The sequence below is a fragment of the Micrococcus luteus NCTC 2665 genome, assembly GCF_000023205.1.
Taxonomy (GTDB): domain Bacteria; phylum Actinomycetota; class Actinomycetes; order Actinomycetales; family Micrococcaceae; genus Micrococcus; species Micrococcus luteus.
In genome coordinates this window covers 2,404,841-2,419,800 of the sequence record NC_012803.1, presented here as the reverse complement: position 1 = coordinate 2,419,800, position 14,960 = coordinate 2,404,841, and the positions used below count along the sequence as shown (strand labels likewise).

At 75.3% G+C, this 14,960-nt stretch carries 20 protein-coding genes; 10 read left to right on the top strand and 10 right to left on the bottom strand.

From position 1 onward, the window contains the following. Positions 1-9: 9 nt before the first annotated feature. A complete protein-coding gene (locus MLUT_RS22775) occupies positions 10-924 on the bottom strand; it encodes a PhzF family phenazine biosynthesis protein (protein ID WP_010079851.1) in 915 nt (304 codons plus the stop codon). A 101-nt stretch (positions 925-1,025) separates the two neighbouring features. On the opposite strand from MLUT_RS22775, the gene MLUT_RS22770 reads away from it, so the two are divergent. Together MLUT_RS22770 and MLUT_RS22765 are read left to right on the top strand one after the other, a co-directional pair. Beyond that, positions 1,026-1,532 (top strand): GyrI-like domain-containing protein, encoded by a 507-nt coding sequence (locus MLUT_RS22770; protein WP_010079852.1) that lies wholly within the window; start codon positions 1,026-1,028, stop codon positions 1,530-1,532. A gap of 103 nt (positions 1,533-1,635) precedes the next feature. After that, on the top strand, positions 1,636-2,556 hold the full coding sequence (locus MLUT_RS22765) for an SDR family oxidoreductase (protein WP_010079853.1): 921 nt from the start codon (positions 1,636-1,638) through the stop codon (positions 2,554-2,556). A gap of 146 nt (positions 2,557-2,702) precedes the next feature. Here MLUT_RS22765 and MLUT_RS22760 read toward each other — a convergent pair whose 3' ends face one another. Continuing rightward, the gene (locus tag MLUT_RS22760) at positions 2,703-3,062 is read right to left on the bottom strand and encodes a VOC family protein (RefSeq protein ID WP_010079854.1); all 360 of its coding nucleotides are present in this window, start codon (positions 3,060-3,062) and stop codon (positions 2,703-2,705) included. 65 nt (positions 3,063-3,127) lie between these two features. On the opposite strand from MLUT_RS22760, the gene MLUT_RS22755 reads away from it, so the two are divergent. Continuing rightward, positions 3,128-3,316, top strand: coding sequence for a hypothetical protein (locus MLUT_RS22755; RefSeq protein ID WP_010079855.1), 189 nt, complete (start codon positions 3,128-3,130; stop codon positions 3,314-3,316). Here MLUT_RS22755 and MLUT_RS22750 read toward each other — a convergent pair. Further along, positions 3,258-4,811 carry an FAD-dependent oxidoreductase gene (locus tag MLUT_RS22750; RefSeq protein WP_010079856.1) on the bottom strand — a complete coding sequence of 518 codons (1,554 nt, stop codon included), beginning with the start codon at positions 4,809-4,811 and terminating at the stop codon, positions 3,258-3,260. The two genes, MLUT_RS22755 and MLUT_RS22750, sit on opposite strands and share 59 nt — an antisense overlap. Positions 4,812-5,068: 257 nt before the next feature. On the opposite strand from MLUT_RS22750, the gene MLUT_RS22745 reads away from it, so the two are divergent. Beyond that, positions 5,069-5,653, top strand: coding sequence for a hypothetical protein (locus MLUT_RS22745; protein WP_010079857.1), 585 nt, complete (start codon positions 5,069-5,071; stop codon positions 5,651-5,653). Between the two features lie 186 nt (positions 5,654-5,839). Beyond that, complete coding sequence (locus MLUT_RS22740) at positions 5,840-6,538, top strand: type 1 glutamine amidotransferase domain-containing protein (RefSeq protein ID WP_010079858.1); 699 nt, start codon at positions 5,840-5,842, stop codon at positions 6,536-6,538. Positions 6,539-6,632: 94 nt separating this feature from the next. Here MLUT_RS22740 and MLUT_RS22735 read toward each other — a convergent pair whose 3' ends face one another. Then, positions 6,633-7,373 (bottom strand): alcohol dehydrogenase catalytic domain-containing protein, encoded by a 741-nt coding sequence (locus tag MLUT_RS22735; RefSeq protein WP_012751145.1) that lies wholly within the window; start codon positions 7,371-7,373, stop codon positions 6,633-6,635. 307 nt (positions 7,374-7,680) lie between these two features. Between MLUT_RS22735 and MLUT_RS22730 the strand changes: the two genes are divergently transcribed. After that, positions 7,681-8,940: an MFS transporter gene (locus MLUT_RS22730; protein WP_010079860.1), complete on the top strand. Its 1,260-nt coding sequence runs from the start codon at positions 7,681-7,683 to the stop codon at positions 8,938-8,940. On the opposite strand, the gene MLUT_RS22725 is transcribed toward MLUT_RS22730, so the two are convergent. Further along, positions 8,907-9,365 carry a ribosomal maturation YjgA family protein gene (locus MLUT_RS22725; protein ID WP_010079861.1) on the bottom strand — a complete coding sequence of 153 codons (459 nt, stop codon included), beginning with the start codon at positions 9,363-9,365 and terminating at the stop codon, positions 8,907-8,909. The two genes, MLUT_RS22730 and MLUT_RS22725, sit on opposite strands and share 34 nt — an antisense overlap. A 53-nt stretch (positions 9,366-9,418) precedes the next feature. Between MLUT_RS22725 and MLUT_RS22720 the strand changes: the two genes are divergently transcribed. After that, positions 9,419-10,117, top strand: a complete 699-nt coding sequence (locus tag MLUT_RS22720; protein ID WP_010079862.1) for a 4a-hydroxytetrahydrobiopterin dehydratase — start codon at positions 9,419-9,421, stop codon at positions 10,115-10,117. Between the two features lie 57 nt (positions 10,118-10,174). On the opposite strand, the gene MLUT_RS22715 is transcribed toward MLUT_RS22720, so the two are convergent. The 3 genes from MLUT_RS22715 to MLUT_RS22705 form a co-directional block, all read right to left on the bottom strand. Beyond that, positions 10,175-10,858: a DsbA family oxidoreductase gene (locus tag MLUT_RS22715; protein ID WP_010079863.1), complete on the bottom strand. Its 684-nt coding sequence runs from the start codon at positions 10,856-10,858 to the stop codon at positions 10,175-10,177. After that, positions 10,858-11,046: a hypothetical protein gene (locus MLUT_RS22710; RefSeq protein ID WP_010079864.1), complete on the bottom strand. Its 189-nt coding sequence runs from the start codon at positions 11,044-11,046 to the stop codon at positions 10,858-10,860. Before MLUT_RS22710 ends, MLUT_RS22715 begins: the two co-directional genes overlap by 1 nt. Before the next feature lie 62 nt (positions 11,047-11,108). Then, positions 11,109-11,969 (bottom strand): spermidine synthase, encoded by an 861-nt coding sequence (locus tag MLUT_RS22705; protein ID WP_012751144.1) that lies wholly within the window; start codon positions 11,967-11,969, stop codon positions 11,109-11,111. A 35-nt stretch (positions 11,970-12,004) separates the two neighbouring features. On the opposite strand from MLUT_RS22705, the gene MLUT_RS22700 reads away from it, so the two are divergent. Next, positions 12,005-12,265 (top strand): glutaredoxin family protein, encoded by a 261-nt coding sequence (locus tag MLUT_RS22700; protein ID WP_010079867.1) that lies wholly within the window; start codon positions 12,005-12,007, stop codon positions 12,263-12,265. 16 nt (positions 12,266-12,281) lie between these two features. On the opposite strand, the gene MLUT_RS22695 is transcribed toward MLUT_RS22700, so the two are convergent. Continuing rightward, on the bottom strand, positions 12,282-12,761 hold the full coding sequence (locus MLUT_RS22695; RefSeq protein WP_010079868.1) for a GNAT family acetyltransferase: 480 nt from the start codon (positions 12,759-12,761) through the stop codon (positions 12,282-12,284). Beyond that, positions 12,751-13,158, bottom strand: a complete 408-nt coding sequence (locus MLUT_RS22690) for a VOC family protein (RefSeq protein WP_010079869.1) — start codon at positions 13,156-13,158, stop codon at positions 12,751-12,753. Before MLUT_RS22690 ends, MLUT_RS22695 begins: the two co-directional genes overlap by 11 nt. A gap of 185 nt (positions 13,159-13,343) precedes the next feature. Between MLUT_RS22690 and MLUT_RS22685 the strand changes: the two genes are divergently transcribed. Both MLUT_RS22685 and MLUT_RS22680 read left to right on the top strand, forming a co-directional pair. Further along, positions 13,344-14,258, top strand: coding sequence for an Ltp family lipoprotein (locus tag MLUT_RS22685; protein WP_010079870.1), 915 nt, complete (start codon positions 13,344-13,346; stop codon positions 14,256-14,258). Positions 14,259-14,461: 203 nt separating this feature from the next. Then, positions 14,462-14,950 carry an SRPBCC family protein gene (locus tag MLUT_RS22680; RefSeq protein ID WP_010079871.1) on the top strand — a complete coding sequence of 163 codons (489 nt, stop codon included), beginning with the start codon at positions 14,462-14,464 and terminating at the stop codon, positions 14,948-14,950. The last annotated feature ends 10 nt before the right edge of the window (positions 14,951-14,960 follow it).

Sequence of the window (14,960 nt, the reverse complement as noted above, 5' to 3'; positions counted from 1 at the left end):
GCCCGCGCCTCAGAGCATGATCGTGCCGTCCACCACCACGGACGCCCGCCCGCCGATCCAGATCCGCGCGCCGTCGTCGTGCACGTGGACGCGCCCACGCCGGCCCACCCGCGAGCCCTGCGCCGCCGCGTACCGCTCAGGCACCAGCCCCCGCCCGCGCAGCCACTGGGCCAGCGCCCCGTTGAGGCTGCCGGTCACCGGGTCCTCGGTGCCGTAGGCGAACGCGCGCACCTCGCAGGCGGTCTCCGCGCCCGGCCCCTCCAGCCCGACGACGCCGACCTTCAGCTCCGCGTGCCCGCGCGGCTCCAGGGCCCGCACGGCGTCGGCGTCGGCCAGCCGGACGAGCTGCCACGGCGGGCCGTTCTCGCCCCACGCGTGGTCCACGATCGCCTCCCGCTCCACGCCGAGGCCCGCCGCGATGCGCACGACGTCGGCCTCGTCCAGCGGGCCCGAGCGGCGCAGGGGCGGCGTGGCGAAGGCGAGGACGCCGTCGTCGGCCACGGTCACCGGCACCAGGCCCACGCCGCACTCCTGGACGAGGCGCCCGGGCGTGCGCGGGGTCCCGCCGGCGTGCAGCCAGGCCAGGGCGCTGCCGAGCGTGGGGTGGCCGGCGAAGTCGAACTCCTCGCGCGGGGTGAAGATGCGCACCCGGTAGTCGGCGTCGGGGTCCGTGGGCGGCAGCAGGAACGCGGTCTCGGAGAAGCCGGTCCACGCGGCCAGGGCCTGCATGCGCCCGGCGGACAGGCCCTCGGCGTCCACGACGACGGCCAGCGGGTTGCCCGTCAGCGGCCCGGTGGCGAACACGTCCACCTCCAGGAAGCGGCGGGCGGGGGCGGCGGGGACGTGGTCGGGCGAGGGGCGGTATGTGGTGTGCGGTGTGGTGCGGGATGTGGTGCGGGGCGCGGGCGCGGCGGTCTCGGGCATGCGCCCATCCTGCCGTGCCCGTGCCCGGCAGTGGGAGCGCGTGCTCGCCGCGCTCACCCGGGGCTCCTGAGCCGCTCGACGCCCGGGGCTACCCTGAGCGCATGAGCACCCTCTCCGAGATGCACGTGATCGACTTCCCCGGCTTCCCCACCGTGGTGGTGCGCGGGCCGGAGCAGTCCACCGCGGACCTGCCCGGCTTCATGGACTCGTCCTTCCGTGCGATCGGGCAGGCCGTGCGCCAGGGCGCCTTCGCCCCGGCCGGCCCCGCGTTCGCCCTGTACCGGGGCATCCTCGGCGACGGCCTGGGCGAGACCGTGGACCTCGAGGTCGGGCACCCCGTAGACGTCCCGCTCGCGGGGCCCCTCGAGGTCGACGGGGTGCGCGTCGAGCCGTCGTCGCTGCCCACGGGCCGCCTCGCCGTCGCGCAGCACACCGGCCCCTACGACCTGCTGCCCGAAGCGTGGGGCGCGTTCCTCGACGCCCTGCGCGCCGACGGCCACGAGCCCGGGGACCTCTGCTGGGAGGCCTACGACACCGAGCCGGGGCCCGACGTCGACCCCGCCACTCTGGTGACCGGGCTCGCCGTGCCGGTGCGCAGCGCCCACTGACCTGCGACGACGAACCGTGGCCCCGCCACGGGGACGCTCCCTAGGCTCGGTCAGGACGGCGCGCGGACCGCGCGTCGCCCCCCTGACGTTGAAGGAGCACGCCGTGGCGAACGACGACGCGAACACCACCACCACCGACCAGCTCACCCTGCAGGACCCGGTGAAGCGCTACCCGGCGATCACCCCGCCGGAGGAGTACCTGCCGGGCACCGGCCTGGACGCCGAGATGACCCCCAAGGCGGACCTCGGCGAGCACTCCTACCGCGGCACCGGCCGCCTGACCGGCCGCAAGGCGCTCATCACCGGCGGCGACTCCGGCATCGGCGCGGCCACCGCCATCGCGTTCGCCCGCGAGGGCGCCGACGTGGTGGTCACCTACCTGCCCGAGGAGGAGACCGACGCCCAGAACGTCCTCGAGGTGCTCAAGGCGGAGGGGCGTACCGCCGTCGGGATCCCCGGCGACCTGCGGGACAAGCAGTTCTGCCAGGACGTCGTGGCGCAGGCCGTCGACGCCATGGGCGGGCTGGACGTGCTCGTGAACAACGGCGGCAAGCAGGTGGCCCAGAAGGAGTTCGAGTCCATCGACGACGAGCAGCTCGAGGCCACCTTCGACATCAACATCCTGGCGCAGTTCCGCCTGGTGCGGGCCGCCCTGCCGCACCTGAAGCCCGGGGCGTCCATCATCAACACCACCTCCGTGGTGTCCTACATGCCCCCGGAGACCCTGATCGACTACGCCTCCACCAAGGCCGCGATCAACAACTTCACGAAGGGCCTGGGCCAGCAGCTGGCCCCGAAGGGCATCCGCGTGAACGCCGTGGCCCCCGGCCCCATCTGGACGCCGCTGCAGCCCTCCGGCGGCCAGCCCACCGAGGAGCTGCCGGACTTCGGCAAGTCCACCCCGCTCGGCCGCGCCGGCCAGCCCACCGAGCTGGCCCCCGCGTTCGTGTTCCTGGCCTCGGCCGAGTCCTCGTACGTGGTCGGCTCGACGATCTCCGTCACCGGCGGCATGCCCACGCCGTGATCGGCTGAGCGCTCGCCGCCGGTCCGGGTGTGGCCTCACGCCCTGACGGTTCTGGAACCGATACGACCCTTCTGGCACCCCGCGCGGGGCTCAGAAGGGTCGTATCGGTTCCGAAGATCCCCCGGGGCGAGCGGGAGCGGGAGGGCTCAGGTGTCGAGGATGCAGAACTCGTTGCCCTCGGGGTCGGCCAGGACGGCCCAGCCGAGGTCGCCGCGGCGGTCGTCCACCATCGTGGCGCCGACCCGCAGGGCGCGCTCGACCTCCTCGTCCCGCGTGCCGTCCTCGACGGCGAGGTCCATGTGGGCGCGGTTCTTCACCCGCTTGGCGTCCGGGACCCGGTAGAAGAGGATCGTGTACCCGTGCGGGGTGACCAGGTAGCACTCGTCCGAACCGGGCTCGTAGGCCTCGGGCTCGGTGACCTCCCAGCCCATCAGTTCGCGCCAGAACTCGGCGATCGCGTAGGGGTCCAGGGCCTCCCAGGTGGTGTGAGAGAGGCGCAGGCTCATGCCGTCATCGAACCACCGCGGCCCGCGGCGGGGGAAGGCCGGGCGGCGCGTCCTACGATCGGAGCGTGCCCCACGACCCGCACCTGACCCACGGCCGGATCCGCCTGCGTCCCCTGACCCCCGACGACGCCCCGCGGCTGCGCGCGTTCCGGCGGGCGGCGGACGGGACGGTGGCCGACGCCGACCACGTCAGCGTCACCGCTGCGGAGTGGCCGGCGGTGCGGGCCGGTCTCGCGGCGCGGCTGGGCGGCTGAGCCCCGCCGGGTCCAGGTCGGCGACGGCGGGCCCCTCCAGCAGGCGGCCGTCCGCGGCGAACCGGGAGCCGTGCAGCGGGCAGTCCCACGTGCGCTCGGCGTCGTTCCAGGCCAGGACCCCGCCCAGGTGCGGGCAGATCCCGGAGACCGCGCACGTGACGCCGTCGACCGTGGAGGTGGCCACGGGCCGGAGGCCGCGCCGGCCGACCACGCCCTGCCCCTCCGCCGGGGCCTGCTCGGGTGCGGGGCGCAGGCCCGCCCGGGCCCAGTCCCCGACCAGGTGGGCGCCCACCGCGGCGTTGTCCTTCAGGCCGGTCAGCAGGTCGGCGGGGGTCGTCGGGACGCGGCGCAGGCGTGCGGCCCAGTCCAGCCTGCCGCCCAGGATGTGGGTGGAGAGCTGCAGGGCCGCGCTCACGGCGTTGGTCATGCCCCACTTCTGGTAGCCGGTGGCCAGCAGGATGTTCCCCCCGCCGCGCGGCAGGACGCCCACGAAGGGGACGCGGTGCGCCGGACGGTAGTCCTGGGCGGACCAGGCGTGGGTGCGCCGCGCGCCCGGGAAGTGCCGCTGCGTCCACTCCTCCAGGTCCTCGACCGCGCGCCGCTCGGAGTCCGTGCGCCCCACCACGTGGTCGTTGCCGCCCACCAGCAGGAGCTGACCGCCGTCGTCGTCGGCCGTGCGCAGGGAGCGGCTGGGGCTGTCCGCGCTGAGGTACATGCCCTGCGGGATCGGCCCCGGCACCCGGTAGGACTGGGCGTAGGAGCGCTGGGGGCTGAGCTGGGCGAAGTGCCCGCCGCGGTCCAGGACCGGGACGCCGGTGGCCAGCACCAGCCTCGTCGCCCGGACCGTGCCCGCGCTCGTGCGGACGGTGAGCGGGGAGCTGCGCCCCGCGCCGGTGACGCGCACGCCCTCGTGCAGGGCGCCGCCGCGCTCGACCAGCTCCGTGGCCAGCGCGTCCAGGACCTGCATCGGGTGGAACTGGGCCTGCTCCTCGAGGGCGATCGCCCCGGCCACCGGGAACGGCAGCTCCGTCTCCTCCGTCCAGGCCGCCGGCAGGCCGGCGGTGCGGCAGGCCTCGAGCTCCGCGCGCAGCGAGGAGACGCCCTTCTTGGACGTGGCGTAGGTGTAGGCCGTGCGCCGCTCGACGGGGATCCCGTAGTCCTCGAGGTAGCGCAGCAGCCAGGCCTGGCCCTCGCGGTTGCCGGCCACGTAGGAGCGCAGCACCTCCTCGCTCTGGTGGCGGCTGATCTCGGAGAGCACGGTGCCCTGCAGGAGGGACAGCTTGGCGGTGGTGTTGCCGGTGGCGGCCGCGCCCACGGAGCGGGCCTCGAGGACGGCGACCCGCTGGCCCGCTCGGGCCAGCAGCACCGCGGTGGTGAGCCCGGTCAGCCCGGCGCCGGCGACCACGGTGTCGTACTGCGCATCCGTCGGGAGGGGACCGGACACGGGGGCGGACACGCGATGGGTGTCCAGCCAGAGGGACGTCCTGCTGTTCATGGGGGTCTCCGTGCTCGTGCGAGGCGCGAGGGCTGTCCCCCGCGGGGCCGTCCCATCCAGCGTGGGCCCTGGCGGGGTGCCGCGTCCATGCCGTGCGGCCGCGCCGCGCCGTCGTCGTGTCGCCCCCGTTGCCGCGCCGTCGTCGTGTCGCCTTCCCGACGGCGTCGCCCCGGTCGGTCGTCTCGGAGTGCGGACGCATATCTCATTTAGTGGACGTGCTTGGTCGACTCGGTGAACGCCGGTTCACTCTGGGGTGCATGACCATCACCGCCGCTGAGACCCAGTCCCTCACCGCCGAAGCCACCGCCGTGCTGGCCGCCATGCCCGGCGTGCCCTACGCGCAGTTCCTCGCCGAGGCCCCGGAGGTCCCCGGCATCGTCGCCGTCGTGGCGGAGGAGTCCGCCCGCGCCCGGCTCGGCGTCGAGGCCGAGGACACCGGCCTGCTCGCCGTCGCCGTGGCCCCCCACGGCCTGCGCGCCCGCGACGTCCGCGCCGCCTTCCAGTCCGGCCGCACCGCCGTCTCCCCGCTGCGCCAGGCGCTCGCCGCGCTGCTCGCGGACGAGCTCTCCCTCGACGTCGAGCGCACCAGCCCCGGCGCCGCCGGCGCCGGCTTCACCCTGACCCCGGAGTCCGAGGACGCGCTGACCGCCTGGATGCGCGCCCACCTCACCCTCCGCGCCTGGGCCACGCAGGACGCCTCGGTCCTGGCCGACGTCGCCGACCAGGTGAACGCAGACCTCGCCCCCGCCCTGGCCCTGGACGGCGTCGCCGCCCCCTCCGCGCACCTGCGTGAGCGGCTCGCCGCGCTGACCGCGGCCGCCCGCCGGTCCGCCACGATCTGAGGGACGGCTGGGCGTCGCCGTCAGGTGGCCTTCGACGACGCCCGGCCGCTCCCTCTCCCTCCCCCCGGAGATGAACGAGTCCCGCACAGTTGGGGTTATCCGCGCGGATAACCCCAACTGTGCGGGACTCGTCGCGTGGCGCCGAGCCCTGGGACGAGCCGGGGCCGCGCGCGTAGCGTCGAGGGCATGACCTCAGTGCTCTTCGTGGTCTCCGCGGCCGACGCGTGGACCCTCCAGGACGGAACCACCCACCCCACCGGCTTCTGGGCGGAGGAGCTGGCGACGCCGCACCGGCTGTTCCGCGAGGCCGGCTGGGAGATCGTGATCGCGACGCCGGGCGGCGTGCCCCCGACCGTGGACCAGGTGAGCCTCGGCGAGGCCGCCGGCTCCGACGAGGACCGGCGCGAGCTGGAGGCCTACCTCGAGTCCATCCGCACCGAGCTCGCGGCCCCGCTGCGGCTCGAGGACGTGGACGACCGCGAGTTCGACGTCGTCTTCTACCCCGGCGGCCACGGCCCCATGGAGGACCTCGCCGAGGACCCCGTCTCCGGCGCGCTGCTGGCCCGCCGCGTCACCGCCGACGCGCCGGTCGCCCTGCTCTGCCACGCCCCCGCCGCCGTGCTCGCCGCGAAGGACGCCGACGGCGCCAACGTGTTCGCCGGCCGCCGCATGACCGCCTACTCCGACGAGGAGGAGCGCGCCGGCGGCCTCGCCGACCAGGCGAAGTGGCTGCTCGAGACGGAGCTGAAGGAGGCCGGCGTCGTGTACGAGAAGGCGGACGAGCCCATGGCCCCGAAGGTCGTGGTGGACGGTACGGTCTACACCGGCCAGAACCCCGCCTCCTCCGCGGAGCTGGCCCAGCGGCTCATCGCGGACCTCGGCTGAGCCGCCCCGAACCCCACGTTCACACGACGAGTCCCGCACAGTTGGGGTTATCCGAGTCGATAACCCCAACTGTGCGGGACTCATCGCATGGGCGTCACTTCGCGTCGTCGTACATCGCGATGTAGCGGCCGATCACGCCGCCCTCGCGCAGCTTCTCGATCGCGTCCGGCATGTCCGCCTGGGTGATGTGGTTGATCGGCGGGTTCAGCTCGCCGCGCTGTATGAGCTCGTAGATGCCGGCCAGGTCCTCCTTGGTGCCGAAGCCGGCGTAGTCCACCACCAGCTCCAGGCCCACGTCCTCGAACTCGAGGATGGACTCGGCGACGGCGGTCAGGCCCATCTCGTCCTTGAGCTCGCGGGTCTTGGGGTTGACCTCGGCGCCGTACACTTCGGCGCCCATCAGGGACGCCACCTTGGCGCCGATGTAGCCCAGCCCGCCCAGGCCGATGATGCCGACCTTCATGCCCTTCTTCACCCCGCCCTTGGCGACGACGGCGTGGTAGGCGGTCAGGCCGGCGTCGGTGGCCATGGCGCCCAGGTCGAAGGGCACCTCGTCGGGCAGCTTCACCAGGTTGTCGTCGGTGGCGCGGAGCTTGGGGCCGAAGCCGCCCTCCCAGCTGTGGTAGCCGATGGCCTCGCCCTTGCTGTTCATGGGGGCCAGGCCGACGCGGTCGCCGACCTGCCAGTGGTCCATGCCCTCGCCGACGGCGGAGATCACGCCGGCGTTCTCGTGGCCCATGGTGTGGGGGAGCTCGGGGAAGAGGGGCATCCAGCCGGCGTCGTCGATCGCGGAGACGTCCGAGTGGCAGATGCCCGCGGCCTTCACGTCCACCACGACCTCGCCGGGGCCGGGGGTGGGCTCAGGACCTCGTTGAGCTCGAGGGGCTTGCCGGTGCCGTTGAACTGCCATGCCTACATGGGGTCACTCCTTCGCTCGGGACGGGGCGGCGGGGGGATCCGCCACCCTCGACGTCTGCCATCAACTATTTCAGATTTTCAGGTCTTCGGCCAGGGTCGGGCGCCCGCCGGCGGGATCGCGCACGGGGGCCGGGCCCGGGAGTCGACGCGCGGGGGCGGCCGTCCGGGCCCCGGGCCACGCGCTCGCGCGGCGGCTCAACCCCCGCGCGGTGTAGAACTGTCGGGTGTCCTCCACTCCTTCCGGCCCGCGGCCCGCGCGCGCCCGTCGACGCCGGCCTGCCGGCGCGGCCGTCCCGTCCGCCCTCGCGCTGACCGCCGTCCTGGTGCTCGCCCTCAACCTGCGTCCCGGCGCCACGACGCTGGGGCCGGTGCTCCAGGAGCTCTCGGGCTCGCTCGGGCTGACCGGCAGCCTCGCGGGCCTGCTGGCGGCGCTGCCGGGGCTCGTGTTCGGGGCGGTGGGCTTCGCGGCGGTGCGGGTCGGGGCCCGGCTGGGCATGTCCACGTCCCTGGCGGTCGGGGCGGGGCTGATGGCCGTGGGCCTGGGTGCGCGGGCCACGGTGCAGGACGCGGGCCTGTTCCTGGCGCTGACGGTGGTCGCGCTGTCCGGCATGGCGCTGGGCAACGTGCTGGTCCCGGCGTGGATCAAGCTGCACGCGGCGCATCGGACCACGGCCCTGATGACGGTCTACAGCGTGTTCCTCACGCTCGGCGGGTCGGCGGGGGCGCTCGTCACGGCGCCGATCGCCGCCGCGGGCCCCGACGGCGGCGAGGGCTGGCGGTGGGCCCTGGGGGTGTGGGGCGCGGTCGCCCTGGTGCCGCTGGTGGTGTGGGCGCTCGTGGCACGACGCACGGGCCACGACTTCCCGGCGGTCGGCGCGACGGCGGGGGCCGGCGGGAGCCTGCTGCGCTCGCCGACGGCGCTGGCGCTGACCCTCCTGTTCGGCGTGCAGTCCATGAACGCGTACGTCCAGTTCGCGTGGGTGCCGCAGATCCTGCGCGACGCCGGCCTGCCCGCGGGCGTGTCCGGCGCGGCGGTCGCGGTCACGGCGGGCCTCGGGATCGCGGGGGCGCTGCTGATGCCCACGGTGATCAGCCGCGCGCGGACGCTGGCCCCGTGGATGGTGCTGTTCGGCGCGATGACCTCGCTGGGCTACCTGGGGATGCTGTGGGCCCCGACCGCGGGGGTGTGGCTGTGGGCCGTGATCCTGGGGATCGGCGGCTTCGCGTTCCCCACGGTGATCGCGCTGATCCCCGCGCGCAGCCGGGACCCGCACGTCACCGCGCGGCTCTCCGGGTTCGCGCAGCCCGTGGGCTACGTCCTGGCGGCGATCGGCCCGTTCCTCGTGGGGCTCGTGCACGATCTGACGGGGGGCTGGACCACCGTGCTGGTCCTGCTGGCCTGCTCCGGCGTGGTCATGACGCTCGCGGGACTGCGGGTCTCCGGGCGGGTCTACGTCGACGACGAGCTGGTGCCCCGGGCCTGACCCGGCCGTCGTCGTCGGGCGCGCCCGGCGAGGAGGTCCGCCGCCGTCGCCCCGGCGACGCCGAGCGCGTAGAGCGCCAGGTCCGCCGCCATGAACGAGGTGCCGAACACCAGCCGCGCCGGCGGGAACGCCTGCGCCCAGGCCAGCGGCAGGCCGGTGAGCTGGAACAGCTCGATCGCCGTGCAGAACGCCAAGGCGAGCGCGCCCACGGTCCACGGCGAGCGCCGCGGCAGCAGGAACGCGATCCCCAGGTGGACGAGCACGGCGTAGAGCACGTCGCCCGTGGGGCCGGTCCACGCCCCCGTGAGCAGCAGGCGCACCCCCAGCCCGGTCAGCAGCACCACGACGGCGGCGGCCGCCACGAGCGCACGACGTCGGCCCGCCCGCGGCGCGGCGGGGGCGGGAGGGTCCGCACGGTGGGTCATGGCTCCACCGTAGGCCCCTTGCCGCGGCGGGCGCGGCGCTGGAGAGTGGCCGCATGAGTGAGAACGCACCGGACCCCCGCCGTCGCCTGTCCACCCCCGAGGTCGCCGCGGAGGAGCTCGCCGACTGGCGGCTGCTCGCCGGCCGCCTGCACGCCCGCTTCGTCCCCGCGGACTACGCCACCGGGTTGGAGTTCGTCGCCCGCATCGGGGCCGCCGCCGAGGCCGCGGACCACCACCCCGAGACCACCCTCACCTACGGCGACGTGCTCCTCACGCTCTCCAGCCACGACGTCGGCGGGGTGACCTCGCGCGACGTGCGCCTGGCCCGCCGCGTCAGCGCCCTCGCCGAGGAGCTGGGCATCCGCGCCGACCCCGGCGGCCTCTCCCGCGTGGAGATCGGCCTGGACACCGCCCGCGGCGAGGAGCACGCCCGGTTCTACGCCGCCCTGCTCGGGGCGCGGGTCATGCACGAGGGCGAGGTCGCCGACCCCAGCCTGCAGGCCCCGACCCTCTGGTGGCAGGGCCCCGCCGCGGAGGGCTCGGCGGGCGAGGCGCCGCTGCCCGGGCCGGAGGTGGAGCAGCGCTGGCACTTCGACGTGTGGGTGGCCCCCGAGGAGGCCGAGGCGCGCCTGCGGGCCGCCCTCGACGCCGGCGGGCGGCTCGTCAGCGACGCCGCGGCGCCCTCGTTCTGGGTGGTCGAGGACGTCGACGGCAACCGGTCCTGCATCTGCACGTCGCAGGACCGCGCCTGACTCAGCCCGCGGGCCGGCCTGCGCCTGACTCAGCCCGCGGGCCGGCCTGCGCCTGACTCAGCCCGCAGGCGGGCCGGCGTCGTCCTTGTCCGCCCACGCGGCGGCCAGGGCCCGCTCGAACACCTCGAGCGGCTGGGCGCCGGAGATCGCGTACTTCCCGTCCACCACGAAGAACGGCACGCCGCCGATCCCCAGGCGACGTGCGGCCGCCACGTCCGCGTCCACCGTGTCCGCGTGCGCGTCCGAGGCGAGCGCGTCCAGCGCGGCCTGGCGGCCCAGGCCGACCTCGGCGGCCAGGTCCGCGAGCACCTCGTGGTCGGCCACGTTGCGCCCCTGCGTGAAGTAGGCGCGGAACAGGCGCTGCATCATCGCGTGCTGCAGCCCCTGGTCCCCGGCCACGTGGCTGAGGCGGTGGGCGTCGCGGGTGTTCACGGCCAGGGCGATGTCCTGGCGGAACTCCACGCCCACCTCGGCGCCGCGCGCGGTGATCTGCCGGTCCATCTCCTCGACCTGCTCGCGGGGCATGCGCTTGGCGTCCACGAGCATGTCCAGCACGGGGCGGGTGCGGTCCGCGGGCAGGTCCGGCTGCAGCTGGTACGAGTGGTAGCGCACCTGCACAGGGTGGTCGGCCCGGGCGGCGGCCTGGTCGAGCAGGCGGTCGCCGATCAGGCAGAAGGGGCACATGACGTCGCTCCAGACGTCCACGCTCACGCGGTCGTCGGCGGTCTCGAAGAGGCTCATCAGCAGGTCCCGTCCAGTCGGCAGGCGGCCGCGTCCCCGCCCGTGGCGGGGTCGGCGGTGAGGAAGGTGAAGGCGGGCGGCGCCTCCGCGGGGGCGGGCGCGGTCTCGGCGGGCGCGTCCGCGGCGAGGGCGGCGTGGTCCGTGGGCCGGGCCCCCGCGAGGGTGTCCTGGGTGTCCTGGCGGTCCATGTCCCCACCCTAGGCACGACGACGGCGCCGCGCCCGGGGTTTCACGGCGGGCACAGCGCGGCTCAGCGGCCGGTGGTCCGCCGTGCCAGCGCGGCCGACTCGGCCTCGTCCAGCACGGCGCCGGGGTGCGGGCCCCGGGCGAGCAGGGCGGCGGGGGTGAGCGGGCCGGCGTCGTCGGCATCGCTCCGGGCGTCGCCGACTGGGCCGCCGCGCAGGGCGGGCCCGGCGGCGAGGACCGCATTGCCGAGCTCGAGCCGCTCGAGCATCGCGGTGGACGCCAGCGTCCACGGCCCGGGCACGTCCGCCTCGGCGCACGCCGCCTCCATCTCCCGCAGCTCGCGGCCGAGGAAGCGCAGGCCGTCGTCGTCGCCGATGTTCACCAGCAGCACCCCCGCCTCGGTCAGCAGGCCGAGCAGCTCCCCGTAGAACTCGGCGCCCCGCAGATGCGCGGCCCCGTCCTCGCCGGTGCCGATGTCCAGCACGACGGCGTCGAAGCGCTCCCCGTCCATCAGCAGGTCGACGGCGGCGAGGCGGGCGTCCGCCACCACCGAGACCAGGTCCGTGCCGGCCGGCAGGGGCAGCTCGGCGAGGACGAAGGAGACGAGCTCACGGTCCAGGTCCACGGCCGTCTGCTCCGAGCCGGGGCGCGTGGCCTGCACGTACCGCGGCAGGGTCAGCGCCCCGGCGCCCAGGTGCAGGACCCGCAGGGGCGCGCCCGCCGGGGCGACGCCGTCGAGCACGTTGGCCACCCGCCGCAGGTACTCGTACCGGACGGCCGTGGGATCGGCCTGGTCCACGTGGGACTGCACCGCGCCCCCGATCTCCAGGATGAGACCGCCGAGCTCGTCCGGAGCGATCCGGGCGTCCTCCCCGGAGGCGGAGAGGTGGACGGTGCGGCCGGTGGGGGAGGGGTGCGCGGGCATGGGACCAGCATCCCACCCCTCACTACGCTGGCCCCATGAGCCAGAACGCCCCCGCCCTCACCGTCTACGGCGCCGACTGGTGCCGCGACTGCCTGCGCACCAAGCGCCAGCTCGACGAGCTCGGCGTCGCCTACGACTACGTGGACCTCGTGGCCGACCCCGCGCAGGCGGACGCCGCCGAGCGGATCTCGGGGCGCACGAACATCCCCGTGGTGGTCTTCCCCGACGGCGAGCACCAGGTCGAGCCCACCAATGAGGAGACCGCGGCGAAGCTGACCGCGCTCGGCCTGATCTGAGGCGGGGCCGGCCCGGTCAGAGCAGGGAGCGGGCGAGGTTGAAGATCGGCCCGTTCGCGTAGCCCAGGGTCTCCCAGAACGCGACGCCCTCGGCGTTGTGCGAGTAGACCTGCACGTTCACGCGCGGGCAGCCCTCCGCCGCCAGGCGCTCCTCCGCCGCGCGCACGAGCCGGCGGGCCACCCCCAGCCCGCGCAGCTCCGGCAGCACCGCGAGGGAGTAGAGCCAGCCGCGGTGCCCGTCGTAGCCGCCGAGCACGGTGCCCACGATCCGCCCGTCGCGCTCGGCGACCCACAGCATGTCGTCCCAGGCCAGCTTGCGCTCGATGCTCCCGCGCGGGTGGCGCTGCGGGGCCGCGGGGTCGTTGTACTCCGGGAACACGGCGTCCCAGACGGCCACGATCCCGTCGGTGTCCGCGGCGGTCGCCGTGCGGACGACGACGGCGGCCGGGGCGGCGTCGGGGGTGGCGGCCGGGGCGGCGGCGCGATCAGCGGTCACGGCTGGAGAGGACGCAGAACTCGTTGCCCTCGGGGTCGGCGAGGACCGTCCAGGTGACGTCGCCCTCGTCCTGGCCGACGTCCACGCGCGTGGCGCCGAGGTCCTCGAGCCGGGCGATCTCGGCGTCGCGGTCCTGGGAGGTGTGCGGGGCCAGGTCGATGTGGAGGCGGTTCTTCACCGTCTTGCCCTCCGGCACGGGCACGAACACGAGGCCCTGCCCGCGTGCGCGCCACTCGTCCGGGTCCGCGACGGGCTCCTCGCCCACCCCCTTCGGGACGGCCACGGCCTCCTCCGGGGTGTCGTGCACGACCTCCCAGTCCAGGGCCCGCGCCCACCAATGGGCCTGGGCCTGGGGATCCCGGCAGTCGACGACGAGGGTGTACCACTTCAGTGCCATGGCCGGAGCGTACCCCGGGCCCCGGACACGGCACGGGCGGGGAGGCCGGCCGGGAAGGCGTCGCCGGGGGTCGGAGGGCTTATCGTGTCCGCCGCGTTCTTACTGTGAGGCAGGTGAGCGCTCGCCGAGCGCTTGCTTCCCATCGCCGGAGGCCTCCGCCTCCAGCCCCATAAAAGGAGAGCGCCATGCTCCGTCCTCGCCACACCCGACCCGCCCTGCTCCTCACGGCCGGCCTCACCTCGCTGGCCCTGCTCACCGGCTGCGCCGACGGGGACCCGGCCCCCGGCGCGGCCGCGACCACCGCGGCCGCCACGACCGCGGCCGCGACGTCCTCGGCTCCGACCACTCAGGCCGCGTCGTCGTCCCCGCGCACGTCATCGGCCGCAGCCTCGTCCTCGGCGAAGGCCTCCGACGCCGCCGCGGCAGCCTCGTCCTCCGCGGCCGCGGCCAGCGCGAGCGAGGCCGCGGAGTCCTCCCGGGCGGCCGAGGCCGAGGCGGAGGCGTCCCGCGAGGCGGAGGCCGAGGCGGAAGCCGCCCGTGCCCGCGAGGCGGAGGAGTCGGCCGCCGCGGAGGCGGAACGGGAGGCTGCGGCCGAGGCGGCTGCCGCCGCGGAAGCCGAGTCCGCAGCCGCCGAGGAGGAGGACTCCGCCACGACGGTCGGCGCGGACCTGACCGCCGCGGGTCGGCAGGCGGTGCGCAGTGCGCAGTCGTACCTGGACTTCACGGCCTTCTCGCGCTCCGGGCTGATCGATCAGCTGGAGTTCGAGGGCTTCTCCACTGCGGACGCCACCGCGGCCGTGGACAGCCTGGACGTGGACTACGCGGCGCAGGCGGTCAAATCGGCAGAGTCCTATCTGGACTTCACGGCCTTCTCGCGCCCCGGGCTGATCGACCAGCTGGAGTTCGAGGGCTATTCGACCGCCCACGCCACGGCGGCCGTGGACGGGCTGTCGATCGACTACAACGAGCAGGCGGCCAAGGCGGCGGAGTCGTACCTGGACTTCACCGGGTTCTCCCGGTCGGGCCTGATCGACCAGCTCATGTTCGAGGGGTACACGGCCTCCCAGGCCGAGTACGGGGTGGACGCCGTCGGCCTCTGACCCTCGGCCGGCTCCGGGGGCACGACACCCCGCATCGCCCACGGGCATGCGGCGTGTCGTGCCTCCGAAGCGCGGGGCTGGGCTGGGCAGGGCTGGGCTGGGCGGCGCTGGAGGCAGTCGGCGACGGCGGCGGCCCGGTCCGGGCCCGCCCGTCCGCAGGCCGGCTCTCCGGCGGTGCGCGCCGCGCGGCCTACCCTGACCGCATGGAACACATCGACGAGACCGCCCTGCCGGCACCTCAGGACCGCGTGACCACCGCGAGCCGGGAGGTCGACGCGCCCGCCGGCGTCGTCTTCGAGCTGATCGCGGACCCGGCCCGCCAGCCCGAGTGGGACGGCAACGACAACCTCGCCCAGGCCGAGCCCGGCCAGCGGGTGACCGCCGCGGGGGACGTGTTCGTGATGACCCTGCGCAAGGGCGTGGACCGGGCGAACCACGTGGTCGAGTTCGAGGAGGGCCGCCGCATCGCGTGGAAGCCCTCCGAGGTCGGCGGGGAGCCCTTCGGCCAACTCTGGCGCTGGGAGGTCGAGGGGATCGGGGACGAGCCCCGCTGCCGCGTCACCCACACCTACGACTGGACCGAGCTGACCGACCCGGGCCGCATCCGCCGCGCCCTGCGCACCGGCCCCGAGCAGCTGCGCGCGTCGATCGACCGCCTCGCCGAGCTGGCCCGGACGCAGCCCCAGGCCTGAGCGGCTCCTC

Coding starts and splice junctions, on each gene's coding strand:
- MLUT_RS22775 (WP_010079851.1), bottom strand. CDS start 924: ATGCCCGAGACCGCCGCGCCCGCGCCCCGCACCACATCCCGCACCACA.
- MLUT_RS22770 (WP_010079852.1), top strand. CDS start 1,026: ATGAGCACCCTCTCCGAGATGCACGTGATCGACTTCCCCGGCTTCCCC.
- MLUT_RS22760 (WP_010079854.1), bottom strand. CDS start 3,062: ATGAGCCTGCGCCTCTCTCACACCACCTGGGAGGCCCTGGACCCCTAC.
- MLUT_RS22750 (WP_010079856.1), bottom strand. CDS start 4,811: ATGAACAGCAGGACGTCCCTCTGGCTGGACACCCATCGCGTGTCCGCC.
- MLUT_RS22745 (WP_010079857.1), top strand. CDS start 5,069: ATGACCATCACCGCCGCTGAGACCCAGTCCCTCACCGCCGAAGCCACC.
- MLUT_RS22740 (WP_010079858.1), top strand. CDS start 5,840: ATGACCTCAGTGCTCTTCGTGGTCTCCGCGGCCGACGCGTGGACCCTC.
- MLUT_RS22725 (WP_010079861.1), bottom strand. CDS start 9,365: ATGACCCACCGTGCGGACCCTCCCGCCCCCGCCGCGCCGCGGGCGGGC.
- MLUT_RS22720 (WP_010079862.1), top strand. CDS start 9,419: ATGAGTGAGAACGCACCGGACCCCCGCCGTCGCCTGTCCACCCCCGAG.
- MLUT_RS22715 (WP_010079863.1), bottom strand. CDS start 10,858: ATGAGCCTCTTCGAGACCGCCGACGACCGCGTGAGCGTGGACGTCTGG.
- MLUT_RS22710 (WP_010079864.1), bottom strand. CDS start 11,046: ATGGACCGCCAGGACACCCAGGACACCCTCGCGGGGGCCCGGCCCACG.
- MLUT_RS22705 (WP_012751144.1), bottom strand. CDS start 11,969: ATGCCCGCGCACCCCTCCCCCACCGGCCGCACCGTCCACCTCTCCGCC.
- MLUT_RS22700 (WP_010079867.1), top strand. CDS start 12,005: ATGAGCCAGAACGCCCCCGCCCTCACCGTCTACGGCGCCGACTGGTGC.
- MLUT_RS22690 (WP_010079869.1), bottom strand. CDS start 13,158: ATGGCACTGAAGTGGTACACCCTCGTCGTCGACTGCCGGGATCCCCAG.
- MLUT_RS22685 (WP_010079870.1), top strand. CDS start 13,344: ATGCTCCGTCCTCGCCACACCCGACCCGCCCTGCTCCTCACGGCCGGC.
- MLUT_RS22680 (WP_010079871.1), top strand. CDS start 14,462: ATGGAACACATCGACGAGACCGCCCTGCCGGCACCTCAGGACCGCGTG.